This window comes from Kitasatospora sp. NPDC091335 (assembly GCF_044757205.1).
In the GTDB taxonomy this organism is placed as follows: domain Bacteria; phylum Actinomycetota; class Actinomycetes; order Streptomycetales; family Streptomycetaceae; genus Kitasatospora.
Window position 1 is genome coordinate 463,148 of sequence record NZ_JBIVUM010000002.1, and the last position, 22,222, is coordinate 485,369.

At 73.6% G+C, this 22,222-nt stretch carries 20 protein-coding genes, 1 tRNA gene and 1 pseudogene; 11 read left to right on the forward strand and 11 right to left on the reverse strand.

Annotated features, from left to right (window positions below; all coding sequences use genetic code 11):
* Positions 1 to 36: 36 nt before the first annotated feature.
* From ACIQOW_RS06955 to ACIQOW_RS06975, 5 genes are all read right to left on the reverse strand, one after another.
* On the reverse strand, positions 37 to 876 hold the full coding sequence (locus ACIQOW_RS06955; protein ID WP_401080522.1) for an MBL fold metallo-hydrolase: 840 nt from the start codon (positions 874 to 876) through the stop codon (positions 37 to 39).
* Positions 873 to 1,046 (reverse strand): hypothetical protein, encoded by a 174-nt coding sequence (locus tag ACIQOW_RS06960; RefSeq protein ID WP_188295892.1) that lies wholly within the window; start codon positions 1,044 to 1,046, stop codon positions 873 to 875. The genes ACIQOW_RS06955 and ACIQOW_RS06960 overlap by 4 nt, the downstream gene beginning before the upstream one ends.
* A gap of 127 nt (positions 1,047 to 1,173) precedes the next feature.
* On the reverse strand, positions 1,174 to 2,040 hold the full coding sequence (locus tag ACIQOW_RS06965; protein ID WP_401080525.1) for an NUDIX hydrolase: 867 nt from the start codon (positions 2,038 to 2,040) through the stop codon (positions 1,174 to 1,176).
* 115 nt (positions 2,041 to 2,155) lie between these two features.
* A complete protein-coding gene (locus tag ACIQOW_RS06970; protein WP_401080527.1) occupies positions 2,156 to 2,623 on the reverse strand; it encodes a RidA family protein in 468 nt (155 codons plus the stop codon).
* A complete protein-coding gene (locus ACIQOW_RS06975; protein WP_094743074.1) occupies positions 2,620 to 2,778 on the reverse strand; it encodes a DUF4177 domain-containing protein in 159 nt (52 codons plus the stop codon). Before ACIQOW_RS06975 ends, ACIQOW_RS06970 begins: the two co-directional genes overlap by 4 nt.
* Before the next feature lie 212 nt (positions 2,779 to 2,990).
* Between ACIQOW_RS06975 and ACIQOW_RS06980 the strand changes: the two genes are divergently transcribed.
* Positions 2,991 to 4,064 carry an ArsA-related P-loop ATPase gene (locus ACIQOW_RS06980; RefSeq protein ID WP_188295895.1) on the forward strand — a complete coding sequence of 358 codons (1,074 nt, stop codon included), beginning with the start codon at positions 2,991 to 2,993 and terminating at the stop codon, positions 4,062 to 4,064.
* Positions 4,061 to 5,251: an ArsA family ATPase gene (locus ACIQOW_RS06985; RefSeq protein ID WP_188295896.1), complete on the forward strand. Its 1,191-nt coding sequence runs from the start codon at positions 4,061 to 4,063 to the stop codon at positions 5,249 to 5,251. Before ACIQOW_RS06980 ends, ACIQOW_RS06985 begins: the two co-directional genes overlap by 4 nt.
* Before the next feature lie 48 nt (positions 5,252 to 5,299).
* On the opposite strand, the gene ACIQOW_RS06990 is transcribed toward ACIQOW_RS06985, so the two are convergent.
* Positions 5,300 to 5,623 carry a WhiB family transcriptional regulator gene (locus ACIQOW_RS06990; protein ID WP_030240986.1) on the reverse strand — a complete coding sequence of 108 codons (324 nt, stop codon included), beginning with the start codon at positions 5,621 to 5,623 and terminating at the stop codon, positions 5,300 to 5,302.
* A 423-nt stretch (positions 5,624 to 6,046) separates the two neighbouring features.
* Between ACIQOW_RS06990 and ACIQOW_RS06995 the strand changes: the two genes are divergently transcribed.
* Positions 6,047 to 8,395, forward strand: a complete 2,349-nt coding sequence (locus tag ACIQOW_RS06995) for a transglycosylase domain-containing protein (RefSeq protein WP_401080530.1) — start codon at positions 6,047 to 6,049, stop codon at positions 8,393 to 8,395.
* 300 nt (positions 8,396 to 8,695) lie between these two features.
* Here ACIQOW_RS06995 and ACIQOW_RS07000 read toward each other — a convergent pair whose 3' ends face one another.
* The gene (locus ACIQOW_RS07000; RefSeq protein WP_188295898.1) at positions 8,696 to 9,148 is read right to left on the reverse strand and encodes a GatB/YqeY domain-containing protein; all 453 of its coding nucleotides are present in this window, start codon (positions 9,146 to 9,148) and stop codon (positions 8,696 to 8,698) included.
* A gap of 770 nt (positions 9,149 to 9,918) precedes the next feature.
* Between ACIQOW_RS07000 and ACIQOW_RS07005 the strand changes: the two are divergent.
* The 8 genes and pseudogenes from ACIQOW_RS07005 to ACIQOW_RS07040 all read left to right on the forward strand — a co-directional run.
* Positions 9,919 to 10,035: pseudogene (locus ACIQOW_RS07005) on the forward strand (multiprotein-bridging factor 1 family protein); the annotation flags it as partial.
* A complete protein-coding gene (locus ACIQOW_RS07010; RefSeq protein WP_401081384.1) occupies positions 10,036 to 11,181 on the forward strand; it encodes an ATP-binding protein in 1,146 nt (381 codons plus the stop codon). It begins immediately after the preceding pseudogene.
* Positions 11,182 to 11,541: 360 nt separating this feature from the next.
* Complete coding sequence (locus ACIQOW_RS07015) at positions 11,542 to 13,203, forward strand: AMP-binding protein (protein WP_401080532.1); 1,662 nt, start codon at positions 11,542 to 11,544, stop codon at positions 13,201 to 13,203.
* Between the two features lie 48 nt (positions 13,204 to 13,251).
* Positions 13,252 to 13,953, forward strand: a complete 702-nt coding sequence (locus ACIQOW_RS07020; RefSeq protein WP_401080534.1) for a CGNR zinc finger domain-containing protein — start codon at positions 13,252 to 13,254, stop codon at positions 13,951 to 13,953.
* A complete protein-coding gene (locus ACIQOW_RS07025) occupies positions 13,953 to 14,897 on the forward strand; it encodes a metallophosphoesterase (RefSeq protein ID WP_401080536.1) in 945 nt (314 codons plus the stop codon). Before ACIQOW_RS07020 ends, ACIQOW_RS07025 begins: the two co-directional genes overlap by 1 nt.
* 100 nt (positions 14,898 to 14,997) lie before the next feature.
* Positions 14,998 to 15,071, forward strand: a tRNA-Pro gene (locus tag ACIQOW_RS07030).
* A 512-nt stretch (positions 15,072 to 15,583) separates the two neighbouring features.
* Complete coding sequence (locus ACIQOW_RS07035) at positions 15,584 to 17,500, forward strand: S9 family peptidase (protein WP_401080538.1); 1,917 nt, start codon at positions 15,584 to 15,586, stop codon at positions 17,498 to 17,500.
* Positions 17,497 to 18,090 (forward strand): hypothetical protein, encoded by a 594-nt coding sequence (locus ACIQOW_RS07040; RefSeq protein ID WP_401080540.1) that lies wholly within the window; start codon positions 17,497 to 17,499, stop codon positions 18,088 to 18,090. The genes ACIQOW_RS07035 and ACIQOW_RS07040 overlap by 4 nt, the downstream gene beginning before the upstream one ends.
* 21 nt (positions 18,091 to 18,111) lie before the next feature.
* Here ACIQOW_RS07040 and ACIQOW_RS07045 read toward each other — a convergent pair whose 3' ends face one another.
* The 4 genes from ACIQOW_RS07045 to ACIQOW_RS07060 all read right to left on the reverse strand — a co-directional run bounded on the left by ACIQOW_RS07045 (position 18,112) and on the right by ACIQOW_RS07060 (position 22,219).
* Entirely contained in the window at positions 18,112 to 18,897 is a 786-nt protein-coding gene (locus tag ACIQOW_RS07045) for an SURF1 family protein (RefSeq protein WP_401080542.1), read from the reverse strand.
* A gap of 129 nt (positions 18,898 to 19,026) precedes the next feature.
* Positions 19,027 to 20,313, reverse strand: a complete 1,287-nt coding sequence (locus ACIQOW_RS07050; protein WP_401080544.1) for a hypothetical protein — start codon at positions 20,311 to 20,313, stop codon at positions 19,027 to 19,029.
* The gene (locus tag ACIQOW_RS07055) at positions 20,306 to 20,851 is read right to left on the reverse strand and encodes a SigE family RNA polymerase sigma factor (protein WP_401080546.1); all 546 of its coding nucleotides are present in this window, start codon (positions 20,849 to 20,851) and stop codon (positions 20,306 to 20,308) included. Before ACIQOW_RS07055 ends, ACIQOW_RS07050 begins: the two co-directional genes overlap by 8 nt.
* 291 nt (positions 20,852 to 21,142) lie before the next feature.
* A complete protein-coding gene (locus ACIQOW_RS07060) occupies positions 21,143 to 22,219 on the reverse strand; it encodes an aspartate-semialdehyde dehydrogenase (RefSeq protein WP_401080548.1) in 1,077 nt (358 codons plus the stop codon).
* Between the last annotated feature and the right edge of the window lie 3 nt (positions 22,220 to 22,222).

A 22,222-nucleotide genomic window follows, 5' to 3' on the forward strand; every position in this document is an offset into this window, starting at 1 on the left:
TCGGCGTTCCCCGGGTCGGTCGCCGCCCCGGCGCGGTCAGTCGCCGCCCTGGCCCGGGATCAGCCCGTGCTCGACCAGGTAGTCCAGCTGGGCCCGCACCGACAGCTCGGCGGCCGGCCAGAGCGCCCGGTCCACGTCCGCGTAGACCCGGGCCACCACCTCGGACGCGGTCCGGCAGCCGTCCTCGACCGCGGTCTCCACCTGGGCGAGCCGGGCGGCCCGGTGGGCCAGGTAGTAGTCGACGGCGCCGAGCGCGTCCGCGAGCACCGGGCCGTGGCCCGGCAGGACCGTCCGCACGCCCTGGTCGGAGGCCATGGTGTGCAGCCTGCGCAGGGAGTCCAGGTAGTCCCCGAGCCGGCCGTCCGGGTGCGCCACCATCGTGGTGCCGCGGCCGAGCACGGTGTCCCCGGTGAGCACCGCGCCGTCGTCCGGCAGGTGGAAGGTCAGCGAGTCCGAGGTGTGCCCAGGGGTGGCCACCACCCGCAGGTCCAGGCCGCCGACGTCCAGGCGCTGTCCGCCCACCAGGCCCTCCGCGCCCAGCCGGTGCGCCGGGTCCAGTGCCCGCACCTCGGTGCCGGTCAGCTCGGCGAAGCGCGCCGCGCCCTCGGAGTGGTCGGCGTGGCCGTGGGTGAGCAGGGTCAGCGCGATCCGCTTGCCCCGCTCCTCCGCGAGGTCGATCACCCGGCGCAGGTGGCCCTCGTGCAGCGGGCCCGGGTCGATCACCGCCGCGAGGTCCGAGCCGGGCTCGGAGAGCAGCCAGGTGTTGGTGCCGTCCAGCGTCATCGGCGACGGGTTCGGCGCCAGCACGCACAGCGCCCGAGGGGTGGCCTCGCCGCCGACGACGGCGGCGGGGTCACCCGGCAGGAGTCCGCTCACCGGCCGCCTCCGAGGTCTCGGTGCAGGGCCCGCAGCGGCAGCGCCCGGACGAGGGCCCGCTGCGCCACCTCGACGAACGGGGCCTGGCTGTCGCAGGCGGGGACACGGGGAATCAGGCGGCGGGCGGGCATCTCGGGTGCCGTCCGGCGAGCCACGTCGTCGTGGGTCATCGGGCGTCGGTCCTCTCTCTGCGGAGGTGCGGGAAGGTCATGTCGTACGGGTCGTACGGATCTTGCGGGTCGTGCAGGTCGTGCGGGCCCTGCGGGTCGGGACGGGTGGTCCCGGTCGGTGGAACGGTCAGGAGCCCTCGGGGAACTCCCCGTCGATGGTCAGTTCCTCGTATCCGGGCCAGCGGACCGTCAGGCGGTCCCCGCGGACCTCGGCCCGGCCCAGCACCGGGGCCAGCGGGCGGTCGGCGGCCACGGCCAGGGCCTCGGCGGCGGTCCGCACCGGCGACAGTTCGCGCAGCACCGTCACGGTCGGCGGCAGCATCCCGAACCGGCCCTCCCGGTGGCCCCGCACCGCCTCGGCGGGGGTCAGCCAGGCGACCCGGTCGGCCTCGCCGACCTCCAGGGCCGCCCGCTGGCCGGCCGGCAGCGCGGCCACGAAGAACCAGGTGTCGTAGCGCCGTTCCTCGAACTCCGGGGTGATCCAGCGGGCCCAGCCGCCCAGCAGGTCGCTGCGCAGCACCAGGCCGTGGTCCCGGAGGAACTCGGCGAAGGACAGCTCGTGCGCCTCCAGCGCGGCCCGCTCGGCGGACCAGTCGCGCGGCGCGGCGACGCTGTCCGCGTCGGGGCCGGCCAGCAGCACGCCGGCCTCCTCGAAGGTCTCGCGGACCGCCGCGCAGACCACCGCCCGCGCCGTCCCGGCGTCCACCCCGAGCCGACGCGCCCACTCCTCGGGCGCCGGCCCGGCCCAGCGGGGCTCGACCTCGGCGTCCCGCGGGTCCACCCCGCCGCCGGGGTAGGCGTACATCCCGGCCGCGAAGGCCATCGAGGTGCGCCTGCGCAGCAGGTAGGCCTCCGGCCCCTCGGCGGTGTCGCGCAGCAGCACGACGGTCGCGGCGGGCCTGGGCAGCGGCGGGGTCACCGCGCCGGATTCGACCGCCCGGATCCGGGCAGGCCAGCCGGGCGGCATCGGGAGCGTCGTCGCTCGATGGTCCATGCCCGGATGCTAGGGCGTGTCCGACAATTCCCGCCAGGCTCACCGGTCGATCGGACACACCCCGGCAACACGGAGGTGGGGCCGGACAGGCCCGGCCCCGCCTCCGCGATCACGTTCAGGCGGTCTTGACCCGCACCTGGAGCTCGACCTCGACCGGGGCGTCCAGCGGCAGCACCGCGACGCCGACGGCGCTGCGGGCGTGCACGCCCGCCTCGCCCAGCACCGCGCCGAGCAGCTCGCTGGCGCCGTTGACGACGGCCGGGACGGCGATGAAGTCGGGGGCGGCGGCGACGAAGCCGACGACCTTGACGACCCGCTCGATCCGGTCGAGGTCACCGATCACCGACTTCACGGCGGCCAGGGCGTTCAGCGCGCAGATCTGCGCGAGCTCCTTGGCCTCCTCGGGGGACACCTCGGCGCCGACCTTGCCGGTCGTCGGCAGCTTGCCGCCGACCACCGGAAGCTGGCCGGAGGTGAACACCAGGTCGCCGGACTGCACGGCCGGCACGTACGCGGCGACCGGGGCGGCCACCGGCGGCAGGGTCAGGCCCAGCTCGGCGAGCTTCTCCTCGACCTTGCTCATGCGTTCTTCTCCCGCTTGAAGTAGGCCACCAGCTGCTCCGGGTTCGGGCCGGGCACGACCTGGACGAGCTCCCAGCCGTCCTCGCCGAAGTTGTCCAGGATCTGCTTGGTGGCGTGCACCAGCAGGGGCGCCGTCATGTATTCCCACTTGGTCATGGCCAGACTCTAGACGAGCCGTCGCGGCGATCCGCTCCGCCGGCCGCGAGGCGTGTGAGGTGGGGCACAAAGAGGGCATGATCAGGCCTGGCGGCCCCGGTGCTCCGGGCATCCGGCGCGGTCCCTGGTTACCCTCGCGGGAGGGCACCCTGGCGAGGGGCACCCTCGGCAGGAGGGAACGCCCGCAGGACGGAGACGGACGGAGACGGAGCGTGGCACGCACCCCCGGCCAGACGGACCGGCGCGACCCCGACTGGGAGGGCGTCCGGCTGCACGTGGTCAGTGGCAAGGGCGGCACCGGGAAGACCACGCTGGCCGCGGCGCTGGCCCTGGCGCTCGCCGCCGACGGCGGGCGGGTGCTGCTGATCGAGGTCGAGGGCCGGCAGGGCATCGCCGAGCTGTTCGGGATCGCCGCGCTGCCGTACGAGGAGCGCCGGATCGCCTCGGTCTCCCGCACCCAGCTGGGACTGCCCGCCGGTGACGCCGGCGCCGGCGAGGTCTTCGCGCTGGCGATCGACACCGAGCTGGCGCTGCTGGAGTACCTGGAGATGTTCTACAAGCTCGGCCGGGCCGGGAAGGCGCTCCAGAAGGTCGGCTTCGTCGACTTCGCCACCACCGTCGCGCCCGGCGTGCGGGACGTCCTGCTCACCGGCAAGGCCTGCGAGGCGACCAGGCGCAAGGAGCGGGACGGCCGGCGGCGCTACGACGCGGTGGTGATGGACGCCCCGCCGACCGGACGGCTGACCCGGTTCCTGAACGTCAACGCCGAGGTCGCCGGGCTGGCCAGGATCGGCCCGATACACACCCAGGCGCAGGCCGTGATGCGGGTGCTGAAGTCGCCGGAGACCGCGGTGCACCTGGTCACCCTGCTGGAGGAGATGCCGGTGCAGGAGACGGTGGACGGCATCGGGGAGCTGCGCGAGGCGGCGCTCCCGGTGGGCGGGGTGATGGTCAACCTGGTCAGGCCGCCGGTGCTGGACGCGGCGGCGGTGGCCGCGGTGGACGGGGACCACCGCGAGGAGGTCGCCCTGGCGCTCGGGGAGGCCGGGCTGGGCGGCCGCCCGCGCACCGCGGAGAAGGTCAGGGCGGCGGTGGAGCCGCTGCTCGACCCGCTGCTGGAGCAGGCCAGGGAGCACGCCGAGCGGGTCGAGCTGGAGCGCGCGCAGCGCGCCGACATCCAGCAGCTGCGGCTCCCGACGTACGAACTGCCGCTGCTGGGCGAGGGCGTGGACCTCGGCGGGCTGTACCGGCTGGCCGGCGAACTGAAGCGGCAGGGGGCGGCATGACCACCAACGGCACCGGCGCGACAGGCAACGGGGTCCGGAGCACCGGGCAGCGGCTCGCGGTGGACGGGCTGATCGACGACCCGAAGACCAGGATCATCGTCTGCTGCGGCTCCGGCGGCGTCGGCAAGACCACCACCGCCGCCGCGCTCGGCCTGCGGGCGGCCGAACGCGGCCGCAAGGTCGTGGTGCTGACCATCGACCCGGCCCGCCGGCTCGCCCAGTCGATGGGCCTGACCGAGCTGGACAACACTCCGCGGGTGGTCAAGGGGGTCACCGGCACCGGGGAGCTCCAGGCCATGATGCTGGACATGAAGCGGACCTTCGACGAGGTCGTGCTGGCCCACGCCGAGCCCGAGCGGGCCCGGGCGATCATGGAGAACCCCTTCTACCAGTCCCTGTCGGCCGGCTTCGCGGGCACCCAGGAGTACATGGCGATGGAGAAGCTCGGGCAGCTGCGCGCCGCCGAGGAGTGGGACCTGATCGTCGTGGACACCCCGCCGTCCCGCTCGGCGCTGGACTTCCTGGACGCGCCCAACCGGCTCGGGTCCTTCCTGGACGGCCGGGTGATCCGGATCCTGACCGCCCCGGCCAAGGTCGGCGGGCGCAGCGCGATGCGGTTCCTGAACGCCGGGATGGGCCTGCTCACCGGCACCCTGGGCAAGATCTTCGGCGCCCAGCTGCTCACCGACGTGCAGACCTTCGTCAGCGCGATGGACTCGATGTTCGGCGGCTTCCGCGAGCGCGCGGACCGCACGTACCAGCTGCTCAAGGCGCCGGGCACGGCGTTCCTGGTGGTGGCCGCGCCGGAGCGGGACGCGCTGCGCGAGGCGGCGTACTTCGTGGACCGGCTGGCCGCGGACCGGATGCCGCTGGCCGGGCTGGTGCTCAACCGGGTGCACGGCACGGGCGCGCCGCAGCTCACCGCGGAGCGGGCGCTGGCAGCCGCCGAGGCCCTGGAGGAGAACGGCTCGGAGCACACCTCACCCGAGGCGGAGCTGCTCGCGGCAGGTCTGTTGCGGCTGCACGCCGAGCGGATGCAGATCGTGGGGCGCGAACGCCGTACCCGCGACCGCTTCGTCTCGGTGTACCCGGACGTGCCGATCGTGGAGGTGCCGGCGCTGCCGGGCGACGTGCACGACCTGGACGGACTGCGGGCCATCGGGGACCGGCTCAACGGCGCGGTGTAGTCCGCGCCCGCGGGGCCGACCGGCCCGGACCGCGTGGTGCGGCCGGGCTCAGCCCGCCTGGGCGTAGTCCGTCAGTATCACGCCGGTCGCGAGGGACTCCTCGTACTCGGTGCGTGCCGTCTCCAGCAGCCTCCGCCACGAGATGACGGTCGGGCGGCGGCGCAGCAGCGCCCGGCGCTCGCGTTCCGTCATCCCGCCCCACACCCCGAACTCCACCCGGTTGTCCAGGGCGTCCGCGAGGCACTCCGTCCGGACGGGACAACCGCTGCACACCGCCTTCGCGCGGTTCTGCGCCGCCCCCTGGACGAACAGTTCGTCCGGATCACTCGTGCGGCAGGCGGCCTGCGCACTCCAGTCGTCAACCCAGCCCATCCCGGCGCCGTCCTCTCCCGTATCGAGGCTCCCCCACGGCGGCAACGGCATGTTCACCGTTGCCAGTTGAGGACGTTACGGAAGAACGACAGCTTGCAACAGCCCCTTCGGGCTCAATCTCGCATGACCCGATCGGACTATGGGTATCTATCAGCTCACTCGTTGGAGTGATCGCAGGTCGTACACCTTGCCAAGGACCGAACCCTCACCCTCGCCACAGACGTCACCACGGAGCGTGACCGGCCACAGGGGTACAGCAGGCCACAGCTGCCTCAAAATCCGGCCATCGGCGGGTAATTCGGGCAAGTCTCCTCGCCCACACGAGTGAACGATGTTGACGCACCGAAGCTGTCGCAAGCTTGTGACAAGCCTAGGCGAACACCTGCCCCGGTGTGCGGGATTCCGCGACGTAGGGTTCTCCCCATGGCACCGAAGCGCCCCCAGGCACCCCAGCCCCCAGGCAACACCGGAGCTCCTCGCGACCGCTCCGGCGGATCAGCGCTGGAGCACGCCGGCAACGGCGTGAAGTTCCTGGGCGTCAGCGTGCTCTCCGGACTCCTGCTGGCAGGCCTCGCCCTGCCCGCCGTCGGCGCCATAGGGCTGACCGCCAAGGACACCGCGGAGAGCTTCGACAGCGTCTCCGACGACTTCAAGACCCCGCCGCTCACCCAGGCGACCCAGATCTTCGACGCCAAGGGCGGCCTGATCGCCAAGGTGTACGAGCGCGACCGCACGGTCATCCCCGCCGACCAGATGTCGCCGTTCATGCGGTACGCCCAGGTCGACATCGAGGACGCCCGCTTCTACGAGCACGGCGCCGTCGACCTCAAGGGCATCCTGCGCGCGGTCAGCAAGAACGCCGAGAGCGGCACCACCTCCCAGGGCGCCTCGACGCTGACCCAGCAGTACGTGAAGAACGTCAACGTGGAGAAGGCCGGCGACGACCAGGCCGCCGTCCTGGAGGCCCAGCGCAAGACCCTGGGCCGCAAGATCCAGGAGCTCAAGGTCGCCATCAAGCTGGAGGAGGAGCTGAGCAAGGACCAGATCCTCACCAACTACCTCAACATCACCTTCTACGGCCACCAGGCCTACGGGGTGGAGGCCGCCTCCCAGCGCTACTTCAGCAAGAGCAACAAGGACCTGACCGTCGCCGAGGCCGCCACGCTGGCCGGCATGGTGCAGAACCCGTCGTCCTTCGACCCGGTGCGCTACCCCGAGAACACGGTCAAGCGCCGCAACGTCGTGATCGACAAGATGCTGGAGAACAAGCACATCACCCCGGACCAGGCGAAGGAGGCGAAGGCCGCCCCGCTGGGTCTGAAGTACAAGGACCCGCAGAACGGCTGCATCACCGCCAAGGCCGGGATGGGCTTCTTCTGCGACTACGTCCGCCACGTGGTCAAGCAGGACCCGGCGTTCGGCAAGAGCGCCGACGAGCGCAAGAAGGTGTGGAACACCGGCGGCCTGAACATCTACACCACGCTGGACCCGGACAAGCAGACCGCCGCGCAGAACGCCGTCACCTCGAAGGTCAACGTGACCGACCAGGTGTCGGCGGCCGCCACCATGATGGAGCCGGGCACCGGCAAGATCCTGGCGATGGCCCAGACCCGCCCGTACGGCCTGGACCCGAACAAGAACCAGACCGTCGTCAACCTCAACGTGGACGCCGCGATGGGCGGCGGCAACGGCTTCCAGACCGGTTCGACCTTCAAGCCGATCCTGGCCGCGGCGGCGCTGGAGTCGGGCATGTCGAACACCCAGTCGTTCCCGTCCGAGAACAAGATCGAGTACCCGCAGATGTCCACCTGCTCGGGCACCTGGAAGAACACCGACCGGCCCAAGGTGACGGTGAAGAACGAGCAGGAGAACGAGGTCGGGCCGTACCAGCTGAAGGAGGCGATGGCCCGCTCGATCAACACCTACTTCGTGCAGATGGAGCAGCAGGTCGGCCTCTGCGCTATGAAGCAGATGGCGAACAAGCTGGGTATCACCCAGTCCGCCAAGGGCGACGCCTTCCAGGAGGTGCCCTCGATGGTCCTCGGCACCCTGGAGCTCTCCCCGCTGACCATGGCGAACGTCTACGCGACCTTCGCCGCCCGCGGCAAGTACTGCACCCCGGTCGCGATCAACAAGATCACCACGGTGGACGGCAAGGACATCGCGGTCCCGCAGGCCCAGTGCAGCCAGGCCTTCTCCGACCAGACCGCGGACTCGCTCAACGCCGTCCTGCTGAACGTGACCGAGAAGGGCACCGCGGCCGCCCTGACCATGGACGACGGCCGAAAGATCGCCGGCAAGACCGGTACCACCGACGAGAAGAAGGCCGCCTGGTTCAACGGCTACACCCCGTCGCTGGCCACCGCGGTCTGGCTCGGCGGCCCGGCCGGCGGCGTCAAGATGAAGAACATCAACATCGGCGGCAAGCACTTCGACGACGTGTTCGGCGCGACCGGCCCCGGGCCGATCTGGGCGCTGGCGATGAACCAGGCGCTCAAGGGCACCCCGCTGGAGCCGATCCAGACCGCCAGCATCCCGGACCCGCAGCCGGTCACTCCCCCCGGGGCCACCACCGCGCCGGCCGACCCGAACGCCGCCCAGCCGCCCGCCGGCAACCCCCCGCCGCCGCAGCAGCCGCAGCAGGGCGGCACCACCGGTCTTCCTGGCGGGCTGCCCGGCGGACTGCCCGGCGGGTTCACCTTCCCGCCCGGCATCGGCGGGCCCGGCAACGGGAACGGGAACGGCCGGCACGGCGGCAACGGGAACGGCTGACCGGCCTTCCCCGCGCTCGGCGGACGAGCATGCCGAAGGGGCGCCCTCCAGTGCGGAGGGCGCCCCTTCGGCGTGTTGCCGGGCGCCGGGGGCGGGGCCGCGGGCGGAACGGGCGGCCGGGCGCCGCACGGCGGCACCGGAACACTCGATTCAGGCCAGTGCGCCGCCGCCTCGCGGGGGCCGGGGGCGGGCCCGACCGCCCAGGTCAGGCCCGGACGGGCCCGGATGCTACGGGCCCGGAAGGGTCGAGCCGGAGCAGGGCGGGGCGGCCCCGGCCGGGTCGGGTCAGAGCAGGGCGGGTCAGAGCAGGGCGGCCTTCACCGCGGCGGCGACCCGGCCCCCCTCGGCCAGACCGTCGACCTTGGGCTTCACCAGCTTCATGACGGCACCCATCGCCTGCGGGCCGCTCGCGCCGCTCTCGGCCACGGCGGCCGCCACGATCGCGGCCAGCTCCTCGTCGGAGAGCTGCTTGGGCAGGTACGTCGCCAGCACCTCGCCCTCCGCCCGCTCCCGGTCCGCCTGCTCCGTCCGGCCGGCGGTGTCGAAGGCCTCGGCCGCCTCCCGGCGCTTCTTCGCCTCGCGACCGATCACCTTCAGCACCTCGGCGTCGGACAGCTCGCGCTTCTGCTTGCCCGCCACCTCCTCGCTGGTGACGGCGGCCAGCGTGAGCCGGATGGTGGACGAGTGCAGCTCGTTCCGGTCCCTGATGGCAGCGGTGAGGTCCTCGTGCAGCTGCTCCTTGAGCGTTGTCATTTCCTCTTCATATCCTTCGGCCGTGGGTGGGCTCAACCGGGTTTCCCGCAGGCATCCAGCGGGTTTTCGCAGATGAACGAGTATGCCCCGGCGACACCGGCCGTCCGTCGCCCGGCGGCGCGTCGGGCGACGCCGATCCGACCCGGGAACGGCGGAGGTCGAGTCCGTGAACAGGCGACGGCCGGGTCCGTGAACAATCGGCGATCAAGGCCGGGAACGGCCGAAGGAATCGGGCCACGGTGGCCGAAAATGCCCGCACGCACCCGGTCGAAAGGCCGGGAATTGCCGGAAACCGCGCGAAGTTGCCGGTGTCGGAGGGGCACCTCGAACGCTGCGGACGCTTCCCGGAATTTACCCGCGTAGTACACTCGTTCGCGCGTCGCCCGAGCAGCCCCCGAGCGGCGATCACCTCACCGCAAAAGCACTGCCGAAGACCGCGGCCGAACAGCTGCGACAAACCGTCACCACGTCCCCGATTCATTATTCCACGGCACCGACCCACTGCGGCCCGAGCGCCGTGCGGCCCACGCCCGTCGCGGCCCGCGCGGACCGCGAACCGTGCGCACTGCGGCCCGAGCCCGGTACGAGCGCCCACGCCTGCGCTCCGACCGGTCGCCCGGCCGGAGCGATCGTTTTCGGAGTGACCGGCGCCGCGAAACGGCGCATCGAGTTCTTGACTTGTTCTTGACTTGTATTCTGCTCACGACAGCAGGAAGCGCGGGGGAATGGACAACAATCAGCTTCGCTCGATGTTGGTAACGCAACGGAAGATGGTCGGCTGGAGCCAGGAGCAATTAGCCGAGCACTCCAATGTCAGTGTCCGGACCATTCGCAATCTGGAAACCGGTGCCATCAGGAATCCGCGGCGCAGTTCCGTGGAACTCCTGGTGGGGGCACTGTTCTCCGCGGCGACCAACCGCGACGTCCTGATGTCCCAGGCCGGACGGCCCGGCACCCCGGCCGGGCTGCTGCCCGCACGGCCCGAGCCCCGCCTGCTCGCCCCGGCCGCCGCGATCCCGGAAACCGCACGGTGGCAGGGGCTGCGCCCCAAGACGGACATCACCGTCGGCCGCCAGGCCGACCTGCTGCACGTCGTGACCGCCCTGCGCCCCGGCCGGCCGCTGGTGCTCACCGGACCGGCCGGAGTCGGCAAGACCCGGCTGGCGCTGGACTCTGCCGCCCACCTCCTGGACCGCTTCCGGGACGGCGTCGCGGTCCTGGAACTCGGCTCGGTCACCCCCGAGGGCGTCGACCCGGCAGCCGCCTCGGCCCAGGCCCAGCGCGCGCTCGACACCCTGTTCCGGAGCTTCGACCGCGACCCTCGGACCAGCCCCGAGATGCAGATGCTGCTGGTCGTCGACAACGCCGAGCACATCATCGACACGGTGGCCCGGCAGGTCAGGGCGCTGCTGGAGCGGCACCCCGCGCTGCACATCGTGATCACTTCGCTGCGGGCACCCGCCGGCGTCCCCGCCGACCTGTGGGAGGTGTCGCCGCTGTCGGTCGACCAGCCGGACGGCCTGTACGGCTGCCCACCCGCCGCCGAACTGTTCTGCCGCCGGGTGCACTCGGTCGTCCCGACACTGGACCTCAGCGACCAGATGCCCCAGGTGGTCGAGCTGTGCCGGCGCCTCGGCGGTCTGGCGCTCGCGATCGAGAACGCCGCGTTCCGGATGCGCTCGGTGCCGCTGCGCGTCCTGGTGGAGGAGTGCCGGGTGCTGCCGATCCTGGGCCAGGAGGAGGTGGGCGGGCTCTCCCACCACCGCTCGCTGCACCGCAGCCTCGCCTGGGCGTACGGGCTGCTCGACGAACGGCAGCGCCGGGCGCTCAGACGGTTCTCCCGCTTCCCGGAGGACTTCTCCATCGAGGACGTCCGGCAGGAGCCGGTCGACGACGCGCTGGAGCCCTCCCGCAACCTCGACGTCCTGGCCGAGCTGGTCGACTTCTCCGTCGTCCAGGTGAACCGCGGCCACCAGTACGCGTACCGGGTGCCCCGGATGATGCGCGAGTACGTCAACGCCATTCCGGCCTGAGGCCGGCCCCCACGCCCGTACCGTCCGTGCTGCCCGCGCTCCCGTCCCTGCGTGTGCTCCGGTCCCTGCGTGTGCTCCGGGGCGCGCTCTTCTCCCCGCCGGTCGCCTCCGCCGGTTTCGCACCGATGCCGCGCCCGTTTCGTCGCCGGTTCATCGCCGGTTCGTCGCCGCCGACGCCGGGCCCGCGCCGCGGGCGTCGGCCAGGAAAGCGACCGGCAACCTGCCTTGCCGGTCCCCGGTGCCCCCGGGACGGACTTGCCCGCTGGGATTCCTGTCCTCCCGCCCGAAGGAACCGGAGGATTCCGCGTGGGCGGCACCAGTTTGCTCCGGATGACGCGAGGATCTGGGAGGAATCGGTCAATGAGCACCCCCGACAGGGCCCTGCTGGACTGGATCGAGGAGGCCCCCGAGGAACGCGGCCTCCGCTTCGCCGGACCGGGCGACTCCTGGGACTTCCACAGCTACGCCGACCTGGCCGAGCAGGTGCTGCGCACCGCCGAGGCGCTGCGCGCCGCCGGAGCCGGCGACGGCGACGTGGTGGCCGTCGTCCAGCGGTGCAGCCCCGGCTTCGTGGCGACGTTCTTCGGCGCCATCGCGGCCGGCTGCACCCCGTGCTCGATAGCGCCGCCGTTCGCCCTCCAGCGCCGCGGCGCGTACGCCGAGCGCGCACGGGCCCTGTTCACCACCGCGCGGCCCGCGGTGATCGTCTGCGACGACGAGTCCCTGGCCCTGGTGCGCGGCGTCACCGAGGGTCTCGACCTGCCCGCCCCGGTGCTCTTCGACGCACTCGTCGCCGGCGTCGGACCGGCCTCGAAACCGTACCCCCCGGCCGAGTTCGCGCTGCTCCAGTTCACCTCCGGCTCCAGCGGCCGCTCCCGCGGCGTCCTGATCGGACACGACGCGCTGCGCAACGACGTGAACGCCATCCACCGCTGGACCCAGTGGCTGCCCGGCGACGCCGGTGTCTCCTGGCTGCCGGTCCACCACGACATGGGCCTGATCGGCTGCCTGGTCAGCTTCGTCACCGTGGGCTGCGACGGCTGGATGCTGCAACCGGACGACTTCCTCCGCTCTCCGCTGCGCTACCTGCGCTGCCTCAGCGAGAACAAGCTCTCCCTCACCGCCATGCCCAACTTCGGCCTGGTCTACATCCTGAACCGGGTCCGGCCGGAGCAGCTGGAGGGCCTGGACTTCGGATCCGTCCGCTCGCTGATCCTCGGCGCGGAGCGGATCGACCCACAGGTGCTGGAGGACTTCGAGAAGCTGCTCGGCCCGTACGGCTTCGACCGGCGCGCGCTGCTGCCCGCGTACGGCGGGGCGGAGGCCACCCTGGCGGTCACCGGCCTGCCGATCGGCGAGGGCTGGACGACCGTCGACCTGGAGGGCGAGCAGGCGGGCCGCTACGTCGGCTGCGGGCGGCCGCTGGACGGCGTCCGGGTGCGGGTGGTCGACGACCGCGGTGACGAGGTGCCGGACCGGGTGGTCGGCGAGGTGCTGGTCAGCGGCGGCACCGTGGGCACCCGCTACCGGGACGACATCGTCACCGCCTCCGGCACCGTGCTGGGCGGCGGGGTGCTGCGCACCGGCGACGCGGGTTTCATGAGCGGGGGTCAGCTCTTCGTCGTCGGCCGGATCGGCGACGGCGTCAGGATCCGCGGCCGGATGGTGTTCGCCGAGAACCTGGAGGCCCGGCTGCACGAACTGGGCATCCCTCAGCGGCGGGTGGCGATCCTGCTCGGCCACCGGGAGGACCGTCCGACCGGCGTGGTCGTCCTGGAGAAGCCGGAGCCGCGCTGGCAGTCGGCCGCCCACTCGGTGCTCGCCGAGGCCCTGGGCCACGAGGCGGACCTGCTCGCGGTCGAGATGCCGCGCGGCGGGATCGCCGTCACCTCCAGCGGCAAGCCGCGGCGCCGGGTGATGTGGGCGGCGCTGACCGCCGGCGAGCTGCGCGGGGACATCCGGAGCCTGACACCGGCCCTCCTGGGCGCGGCCTCCCCTCCCGGTGCCCCCCGCTCCCAGTGACCGCCATTCCCAGTAACCCCCATTTCCGGTTACGCCTATCCTGATCGCATGACCGAAGGAGACGACGGGCTGGTCCTCACGCCCCCCGGGGGCGGCCGCTTCCACTTCGACCCCGGCGCCCTCTGCCTCGAACTGCTCACCACCGGCGGCCCCGGCCCGTACGCCCGGTACGAGGTGCTGCACCGGCCCGCCGACCTCGCCGGCTGGCTCCCGCTCTCCCGGCTGCGGCTGCCCGCCGAGGCGGTCCGGATCTCCCCCGCCGGGCTCGCCGGCACCCGCGCCCTGCGCGACGCGCTCTGGCGCCTCACCGCCGCCCACGCCCGCGGCACCACCGGCACGCCCGAGGACTACGCCGTCCTCAACCGGGCCGCCGAGCACCCGCCGCTGGTCCCCCGGATCGCCCCGGACGGCACCGGGGCCGCCCCCCTGCCCGCCGACGGCGCGCAGCTGGCCTCCACCTTCGCCCGGGACGCCATCGCCCTGCTGACCGGCCCGTACGCGGACCGGGTCCGGGAGTGCGGCGCGGACGACTGCCGGCTGATCTTCGTCGACACCTCGCGGCCCGGCCGGCGGCGCTGGTGCTCGATGGAGCGCTGCGGCAACCGCCACAAGGTCCGCGCCCTGCGCGCCCGCCGCGACTCCGAGGAGCCCGCCGCCGCCGTTCCCCCTTCCGCCGCTGCCTCCCCAGCCGGCTCCTCTGCCGGCTCCGGGCGGGTGGCAGCTGATCGACCGTCTGAGAGCATGGACTGATGCGACCGCTGCACTCCGTTCCCCTCGGCATCGCCGCCGCCGGCGCCGCCTGCCTCGCCTACTCCGTCGGGTACGAGGTCCGGGCCTTCCGCCTCCGCCGGATCGAGGTCCCCGTCCTCCCGCGCGGCGCCCGGCCGATCCGGGTCCTCCAGGTGTCCGACATCCACATGGTGAACGGACAGGGCAAGAAGCAGCGCTGGCTGAAGAGCCTGGCCGGCCTGCGCCCCGACCTGGTGGTCAACACCGGCGACAACCTCTCCGACCCGCTCGGCGTCCCGGCCGCCCTCGACGCGCTCGGGCCGCTCATGGAGTTCCCCGGCGTCTACGTCTTCGGCTCCAACGACTACTACGGCCCGGCCCGCAAGAACCCGGCGCGCTACCTCCAGGCCATGCGCAGCGGCGTCCACGGCATGAACAACCCCGACGGGACCGCGAGCCGCGGCATCAGCGGGGCCGTCCACAACCCGTGGGAGAAGCTCCGCGACGGCTTCGACGGCGCCGGCTGGCTCGACCTCACCAACACCCGCGGCCGCCTCACCGTGAACGGCCTCGACCTGGAGTTCACCGGCCTCGACGACCCGCACATCCGCCGCGACCGCTACAGCGAGGTCGCCGGCGGCCCCTCCCCCGACGCCGACCTCTCCCTCGCCGTCGTCCACGCGCCCTACCTGCGGGTCCTCGACGCGTTCACCGCCGACCGCTACCCGCTGATCCTGGCCGGCCACACCCACGGCGGCCAGCTCTGCATCCCCTTCTACGGCGCGCTGGTCACCAACTGCGACATCGACACCCGCCGGGTCAAGGGCCTCTCCACCCACACGGCGGGCGGCCACCGCTCCCACCTCCACGTCTCGGCCGGCTGCGGCACCAACCGCTACACCCCCGTCCGCTTCGCCTGCCCTCCCGAGGCCACCCTCCTCACCCTCACCCCGGCCCCCCGCTGACCCCCGCCGGACGCCCGCCCGAAACCGGATTTCGCGTCTCGGCGAGCGTCCGGTAGAGTTCTACTCGTTGCGACGGAGACAGAGCAACAAAACGCAAGACCGGGGTGTGGCGCAGCTTGGTAGCGCGCTTCGTTCGGGACGAAGAGGCCGTGGGTTCAAATCCCGCCACCCCGACCCAGTAACACCAGCTCAGGGCCGGTGTCCCGCAAGGGACACCGGCCCTGACTGTTTCTCCCGGGGCTCTCGGGAGAATTCCCGGAGAAATCCGCAGGGAGAGCGGCCTCTCCGGCGCTGCCGCTGAGGCGCCTTCAGCAGGGCGTCGAGAACCGCCGCGGGGAGCCGGGCGGCGTACACCGGGTCGATGCCGGCGCCGGCGGCGTCGGGGCGGTGGCGGCCAGGGCGAGGTGCCAGGTGCGGCGGTCACCGTCCGGCAGTGCCTGGGCGACGGCCCGGTTGGTCGTCAACCTCTGTTGGTGCGGCGCCCGTTGGAGGACGGCGGACCGCGGCAGGTCGGGATACCGGGGCCGGGCGTTCGTGGACGCCCGGCCCGGCGCCCGACGCGGGCCGCCGCCGAGAGCCGCCGACGGAACCCCGGCGGCCTCCGGCGGCCCCCGGCGCACCGGGCGGGTGGCCCGAAGCCCGCCCGCCCGTTCCCTTCGCTCCCCCCGATCGGGTTGGATGGTCGGATGAGCGAGGAGAAGAGCGCCGTACCGGCGTGGGAGCAGCGGTTCAGGGCGGCCCGGGTGTCACTGCCCGACTGGGCCGAGGACGCCCCCGACCGGGCGCTGTACGTGTCCAACGCGACCGGCACCTACGAGGTCTACGCCTGGGACCGCGCCACCGGCACCCACCGCCAGGTCACCGACCGCCCGAACGGCACCACCGACGCCGAGCTGTCCCCCGACGGCGACTGGGTCTGGTGGTTCGACGACCACGACGGTGACGAGTTCGGCGTCTGGCGCCGCCAGCCGTTCGCGGGCGGCCCCGACGAGGAGGCCGTGCCCGGCCTCGCCCCCTCCTACTCGGCCGGCCTGGCCGTCGGCCGCGACGGCACGGTGGTCGTCGGCCGCTCCACCGACGAGCACGGCACCACCCTGCACCTGCGCCGCCCGGGCAGCGCCGAGCCGGTCGAGATCTACCGGCACGAGGAGTACGGCGGCATCGGCGACCTCAGCCACGACAGCACGCTGCTCGCCATCGACCACACCGAGCACGGTGACGCGATGCACTCCGCGATCCGGGTCGTGCGCCTCACCGGGGACGGCGGCGTCGAGACCGTCGCCGAGCTGGACGAGGTCACCGGCCGGGACGAGCCGCGCGGGGTCGCCTGCCTGGGCTTCGCCCCGGTCGAGGGCGACACCCGTCTGCTGGTCGCCCACCAGCGCACCGGCCGCTGGGAGCCGATGGTCTGGGACGTCGCCACCGGCGCCGAGACCGCCCTGCCGCTGCGCGACGAGCAGGGCCGCGAGCTGCCCGGCGACGTCTCCGCGCAGTGGCGCCCCGGCGCCGCCGAACTGCTGGTGGAGCACGAGTACGAGGCGCGCAGCGAGCTGTTCTCGTACGCGCTCTCCGACGGCCTTCTGACCCGCCTGGACACCCCGCGCGGCACCGTCGGCGGCGCCACCGCCCGTCCGGACGGCACCGTCGAGTACCTGTGGTCCTCCGCCGCCGAGCCCTCCGCCGTCCGCTCCACCGCCGGGACGGTCGTCCTGCGGGCGCCCGGCGCGGTGCCGCCCGGTTCGGTCCCGGTCGAGGACGTCTGGGTGGACGGCCCCGGCGGGCGGGTGCACGCCCTGGTGCAACGGCCGGCGACGCCCGCGCAGGGCCCGTACCCGACCGTGTTCGAGATCCACGGCGGCCCGACCCACCACGACAGCGACTCCTTCGCCGCCGGTCCCGCGGCCTGGCTGGACCACGGCTTCGCGGTGGTCCGGGTCAACTACCGCGGTTCGACCGGCTACGGCCAGGCCTGGACGGACGCCCTGCACGAGCGGGTCGGGCTGATCGAGCTGGAGGACATCGCGGCGGTCCGCGCGTGGGCGGTCGAGAGCGGCCTCGCCGACCGGGACCGGCTGGTGCTCACCGGCGGCAGCTGGGGCGGCTACCTGACCCTGCTCGGCCTCGGCGTCCAGCCCGACAGCTGGGCGCTGGGCATCGCCGCCGTCCCGGTCGCGGACTACCACACCGCGTACGCCGACGAGATGGAGGCGCTCAAGTCGCTGGACCGCACGCTCTTCGGCGGCACCCCGGAGGAGGTCCCCGAGCGCTTCACCGCCTCCTCGCCGCTGACCTACGTCGAGCAGGTGCGGGTGCCGGTCTACATCAGCGCCGGGGTCAACGACCCGCGCTGCCCGATCCGGCAGATCGAGAACTACGTCGAGCGGCTGGAGCGGCTCGGCAAGCCGCACGAGGTGTACCGGTACGACGCCGGGCACGGCTCGCTGGTGGTGGAGGAGCGGATCAGGCAGCTGCGGCTGGAGATCGACTTCGTCCGGCGGTACCTGGGCACGGACGGACACACCGCGGACGGACACACCGCGGACGGGCACACCGCGGACGGACACACCGCGGACGGACACACCGCGGCCGGGGGGACCGTGTGAGACGTCTGCTGACGCTCGCGGGGGTGGCGGCCGTCGGAGCCCTGGTGCTCACCGGCTGTTCGAGCTCGGACGGCGACAACGCGGCCTGCCCGCCCCCGACCGGCCCGCCGGTCGTCCTGCCCACGAGTACCGCGGTGCCGCCCGCCGTGCCCACCGGGGCGCCGTCCGCCCCGACGCCGGCCGGCGCCGTACCCTCTTCCGCCGCACCGCCCGCCACCGCGACCAGGGCGAGCGCGTCGGGCACCGGCACGGCCGTCCTGCCGGCGGTGTACGCGGCGACCGAACAGGACGGCACCGTCGAACTCGCCAAGGGGTCGAAGGGGTCGAGCGGGTCCAAGGGCTCCTCGGGCTCGAAGGGCTCCAAGGGGTCGAAGTCCGGTCGCACCGTGCACCACCACACCGACCACTACGACTCCGACGACACCAACGGCAGTGGCAACGGCCACTGCCACGGCGAGCCGACGCCGCTGCCCACCGGTTCGTCGTCCCCGACCCAGCCGCTGCCTCCGACACCGGCCCCGACCGCGCCGCCGACCGTGCCACCGCCGGTCAAGCCCACCGCGCCACCGGCCCTGCCGACCAAGCGCTGAGCCCGGGGGCGCTCCGGAACGTCAGTCCAGGACCGGGTCCAGCCCGAGGACCCGGTCCTGCTCCGCCTCCGCCTCGCGGCGCACCAGGCGGTACCACATGAAGACCACGAACCCGCCGAAGACGAACCACTCCAGGGTGTAGCCCAGGTTCTGGAACGCGCGCAGGGTGAGCCCGTCCCCGCCCTGCGGCTGCACGGTCGGTACGGGGGCCAGCCCGGCGGGCGCGTCGTCGACGGCCACCCAGCCGTCGTACCAGCCGTCGTACTCCAGCACGTTCAGCAGCGACGCCCGGTTGATCATGCCGAGCTGCCCGGTGGGCAGACCGCCCGCGACCGCGCCGTTGCTGCCCACGGTCTCGTTGGCCTGCAAGCGCCCGGTGACCGTCACCTGCCCGCCAGGCGGCGGCCCGGCGGCGCCCGCCCCCGGGTCCCCGGCCGCCCAGCCGCGCACCACGGCGACGGCGTGTCCGTCGGCGGTGCGCAGCGGGGTGAGCACGTAGTAGCCCTGCTTGCCGTCCATCACGCGGTTGGGCACGAGCAGCTGGTGCTCGGTGTCGTAGCCGCCGGTCACGGTGACGGTCTTGCCGACGGTCTCCGTGTTCACCTGCGGGGTCGTCTGGTTGAGCAGCGCGTCGAGCGGCCGGGCGTCACCCGAATCGGCGGCCGACTGCTTGGTCTCCTGGTGCGTGGACACCCGGTCCTCGAACCGGCCGAGCTGCCAGGAGCCCAGCCACAGGCACACCGCCACGGCAGCCACGGCCACGACGGTGCCGCCGAGCCATCTCGGGGTCAGGAGGAACCGGTACACACCCCCCACGGTAACCACTCCTCACATCCGCCCGACCCCCCGGGCCCCGGACACGGCGACGTCCGGCCCGTTCGCGGCTGCCGACCGGTGCGCGGTTCCCGCCGTTCGCCGCCCGGTGGCCGCCGCCCGTCACCGCGCAGTCGGCGAGCCCGACGGCTGCGGCGCCGGACCGCCCACGCCCTGGACGCCGCCGCGGTAGACGGTGCCGCTGCACGACACCGGCAGGGTCACCGTGGCGGCCGCGGGGCTGCCGGGGGCCGGGGTGTGGGCGATGGTGGCGGTGGCCGGCGCGGTGGTCGGGTTGCCGGTCGGGGTCGCCGTCGGGCTGGAGGTCGTGCTGGGGGCCGCCGACGGGGACTGGGAGGCCGGCGGGTTGGCGCTGGGTACCCCGGGGGCGCCGGAGGCGCCGGAGGCAGGGGCGCCGGACTCGGCGGCGGGGACGTCCGAGCGCAGGGCCACCTTGTAGTTGACGCCCTTCGACGGGGGGGTCACCGGGTCCGAGTCGGCGCAGGCCTGGTCGGGGACCCAGGCGAACGGCACCCGGTACCCGGCCCGCGGCGCGAGCAACGGCGCCTCCCCGTCCATCGCGGGCAGTCCGGCGGCCGGGTCGCCCGGGGCGTGGTCGGCGGTGCGGACGCGGCCGCGGTCGCCGCCGCTGACGGCGGTGACCGCCACCGCCCCCGGCCCGCCGAGCCGGCAGCTGCGCCCGGAGACGTTGTAGACGGTGAACGAGCCGTAGATCCGCCCCGCGGCGTCGGCCGTGCCGACCTGCGCGGCGCCCTCGCCGAGGTCGGCCCGGGCGCACAGCGGGACGATGCCGTCGTCCGCCGTGCCGGCCGTGCCGGTGGGCACGACGACGCCACCGGTGCGCGCCGACTCGCCGCCCGAGGTGGGCGGGGCGGAGGTGGTGCCGGGCGGCGGCGAGACCTCGCCGGTGCCGCTCGGGCTCGCGTGCGAGGCCGTACCGGCGTCGCCGGCGGTGTGCTCGGCGGTGCCGCTGGGGGAAACGGCGGCCGGGCTCTTGGCGGCGGCCGAGCCCGGGCCGCCGGAGAGCCCGAGGTGCTCGCCCTCGTGCAGGACGGGCAGGCCGATCGCGACGATGAAGGCCAGGGCGGCCGCTCCGGTCCAGGCACCGCGCCGGGTGGCCCGCCGACGGGGCACGGACCGCCGGATCCGCGGCAGCCCGCCGGGCACGGGCTGGATGCCGGAGACCGCGCCGTGCATCAGCTCCCGCAGCGCCCGTTCCTCGGAGGACAGGCCGGGGAACTCCGCCGCCCCGTCCGCGCCCCGGGCACCGGAGTCACCGGACGTACCAGCGGCACCGGAACCGCCCGGAGGACCGGAGGGACCGGCAGGACCGGAAGTGCCGGAAGCCCTGTCCAGCGGCCGCCGCCGGCCGCCGTCCGCCTCAGCCATGTCCGGCCTCCATCTGGACGCGGAGGGCGGCGAGTCCGCGCGAGCCGTAGGCCTTCACCGAGCCGATCGAGATGCCCAGGGTCTCGGCGACCTGCGCCTCCGTCATGTCCACGAAGTAACGCAGCACCAGAACCTCCCGCTGACGGCGTTGCAGACCACGCAGCGCGGCCTTCAACTGGTCACGCTCCAGGGCATCGTAGGCACCTTCTTCTGCACTGGCCATGTCAGGCATGGGCTTCGGCAGCAGTCGCAGTCCGAGGATGCGGCGGCGCAGCGTGGAGCGGGACAGGTTGACGACCGTCTGGCGCAGGTAGGCCAGGGTCTTCTCGGGCTCGCGCACCCGGCGCCGGGCGGCGTGCACCCGGATGAACGCCTCCTGGACGACGTCCTCACAGGTCGAGAGGTCGTCGAGGAGCAGCGCGGCGAGCCGCAGCAGCGAGCGGTAGTGCGCCTGATAGGTCGCGGTGAGCAGGTCCTCGCTGGTACCCGCGTCGGTACCGGCACCGGAGTCCGCCGCACCGGGTGCGGCCGCCGTCATCTGGTCTTCTTCCGGCCTACTCGCAGACCACGGGGCGCGCGAAGGGAAGGCCGTCGCGGCTCTCGCCGGGATGCCCGCCCTTGCCCCCACCATCACGTTCGCCACGCACGTTGGACACTCGATCCCCTGTCATGGTTGCCCAGCCCGGGGGCCATTCTTCCGTATCGACGGAACGGGCCTCCAGGGGATTCCCACGGGATTCCGGACAGATTGTGTCGAGGAGCGAACACAGGTATGGACACAGCTGTGGACACAAGCGGGCACACCGGAACACGCGAGGGCCCCGGAACGCTATTCCGCCGCCTCCGCGGGACGCCCCGCCGTCAGCTCTCCCGCCACCAGTTCCGCGATCTGCACCAGGTTCAGCGCCGCCCCCTTGCGCAGGTTGTCCCCGCACAGGAAGAGGTCCAGCGCGTCCGGCTCGTCCAGCGCCCGCCGGACCCGCCCGACCCAGACCGGGTCCGTCCCGACCACGTCGTTCGGCGTCGGGAACTCGCCCGCCGCCGGGTCGTCGTAGAGGACCACGCCGGGCGCGTCCCGCAGGATGTCCTGGGCGTGCTCCCTGGTCACCTCGCGCTCGAAGCGGGCGTGCACGGCCAGCGCGTGGGTGCGGACGACCGGGATCTGGACGCAGGTCGCCGAGACCTTCAGGGCGGGCAGGCCGAGCACCCTGCGGGACTCGTCGCGGATGCCCGCCTCCTCGGCGGACCAGCCGCCCTCGCGCAGCCCGCCGGTCCAGGGCACCGCGTTGAGCGCGAGCGGGGCGGCGAACGGTCCCTGATCGGCGACCAGGGCGCGCAGGTCGCCGGTCTGCCCGCCGACTCCGGTGCCCGCGACCAGCCCGGTCTGGGCGCGCAGCGCCGCCTCTCCGTCCCGGCCCTCGCCGGCGGCGGCCTGGTAGGAGGCGACCACGAGCTGCGCCAGCCCGTACTCGGCGTGCAGCGCGCCGACCGCCGCGATCATCGCCAGGGTGGTGCCGGCCGGACTGGCGACGATGCCGCGCGGGCGGATCCGCAGCGCCGCCGCGTTGACCTCGGGGACGACCAGCGGCACGTCCTCGACGGTGCGGAAGGCGGGCGAGCCGTCGATCACCACGACGCCCTTGGCCGCCGCGATCGGCGCCCACTGGGCGGAGACCGGTCCGGGGACGGCGAACACCGCGACGTCGGTCCCCGCGAACGCCTCCTCGGTCAGCGGGACGACCTCGCCCGCCTCCCCGCGCACCACCGCCTCGCGGCCGGCCGAACGCGGGGAGGCGACGAGCCGGATCTCGCCCCAGACGTCCTGACGGAGGGAGAGCAGCCCGAGCAGCACCTCGCCGACCGCGCCGGTGGCGCCGACGACGGCGAGGTTCGGACGCCGGGTCACCGC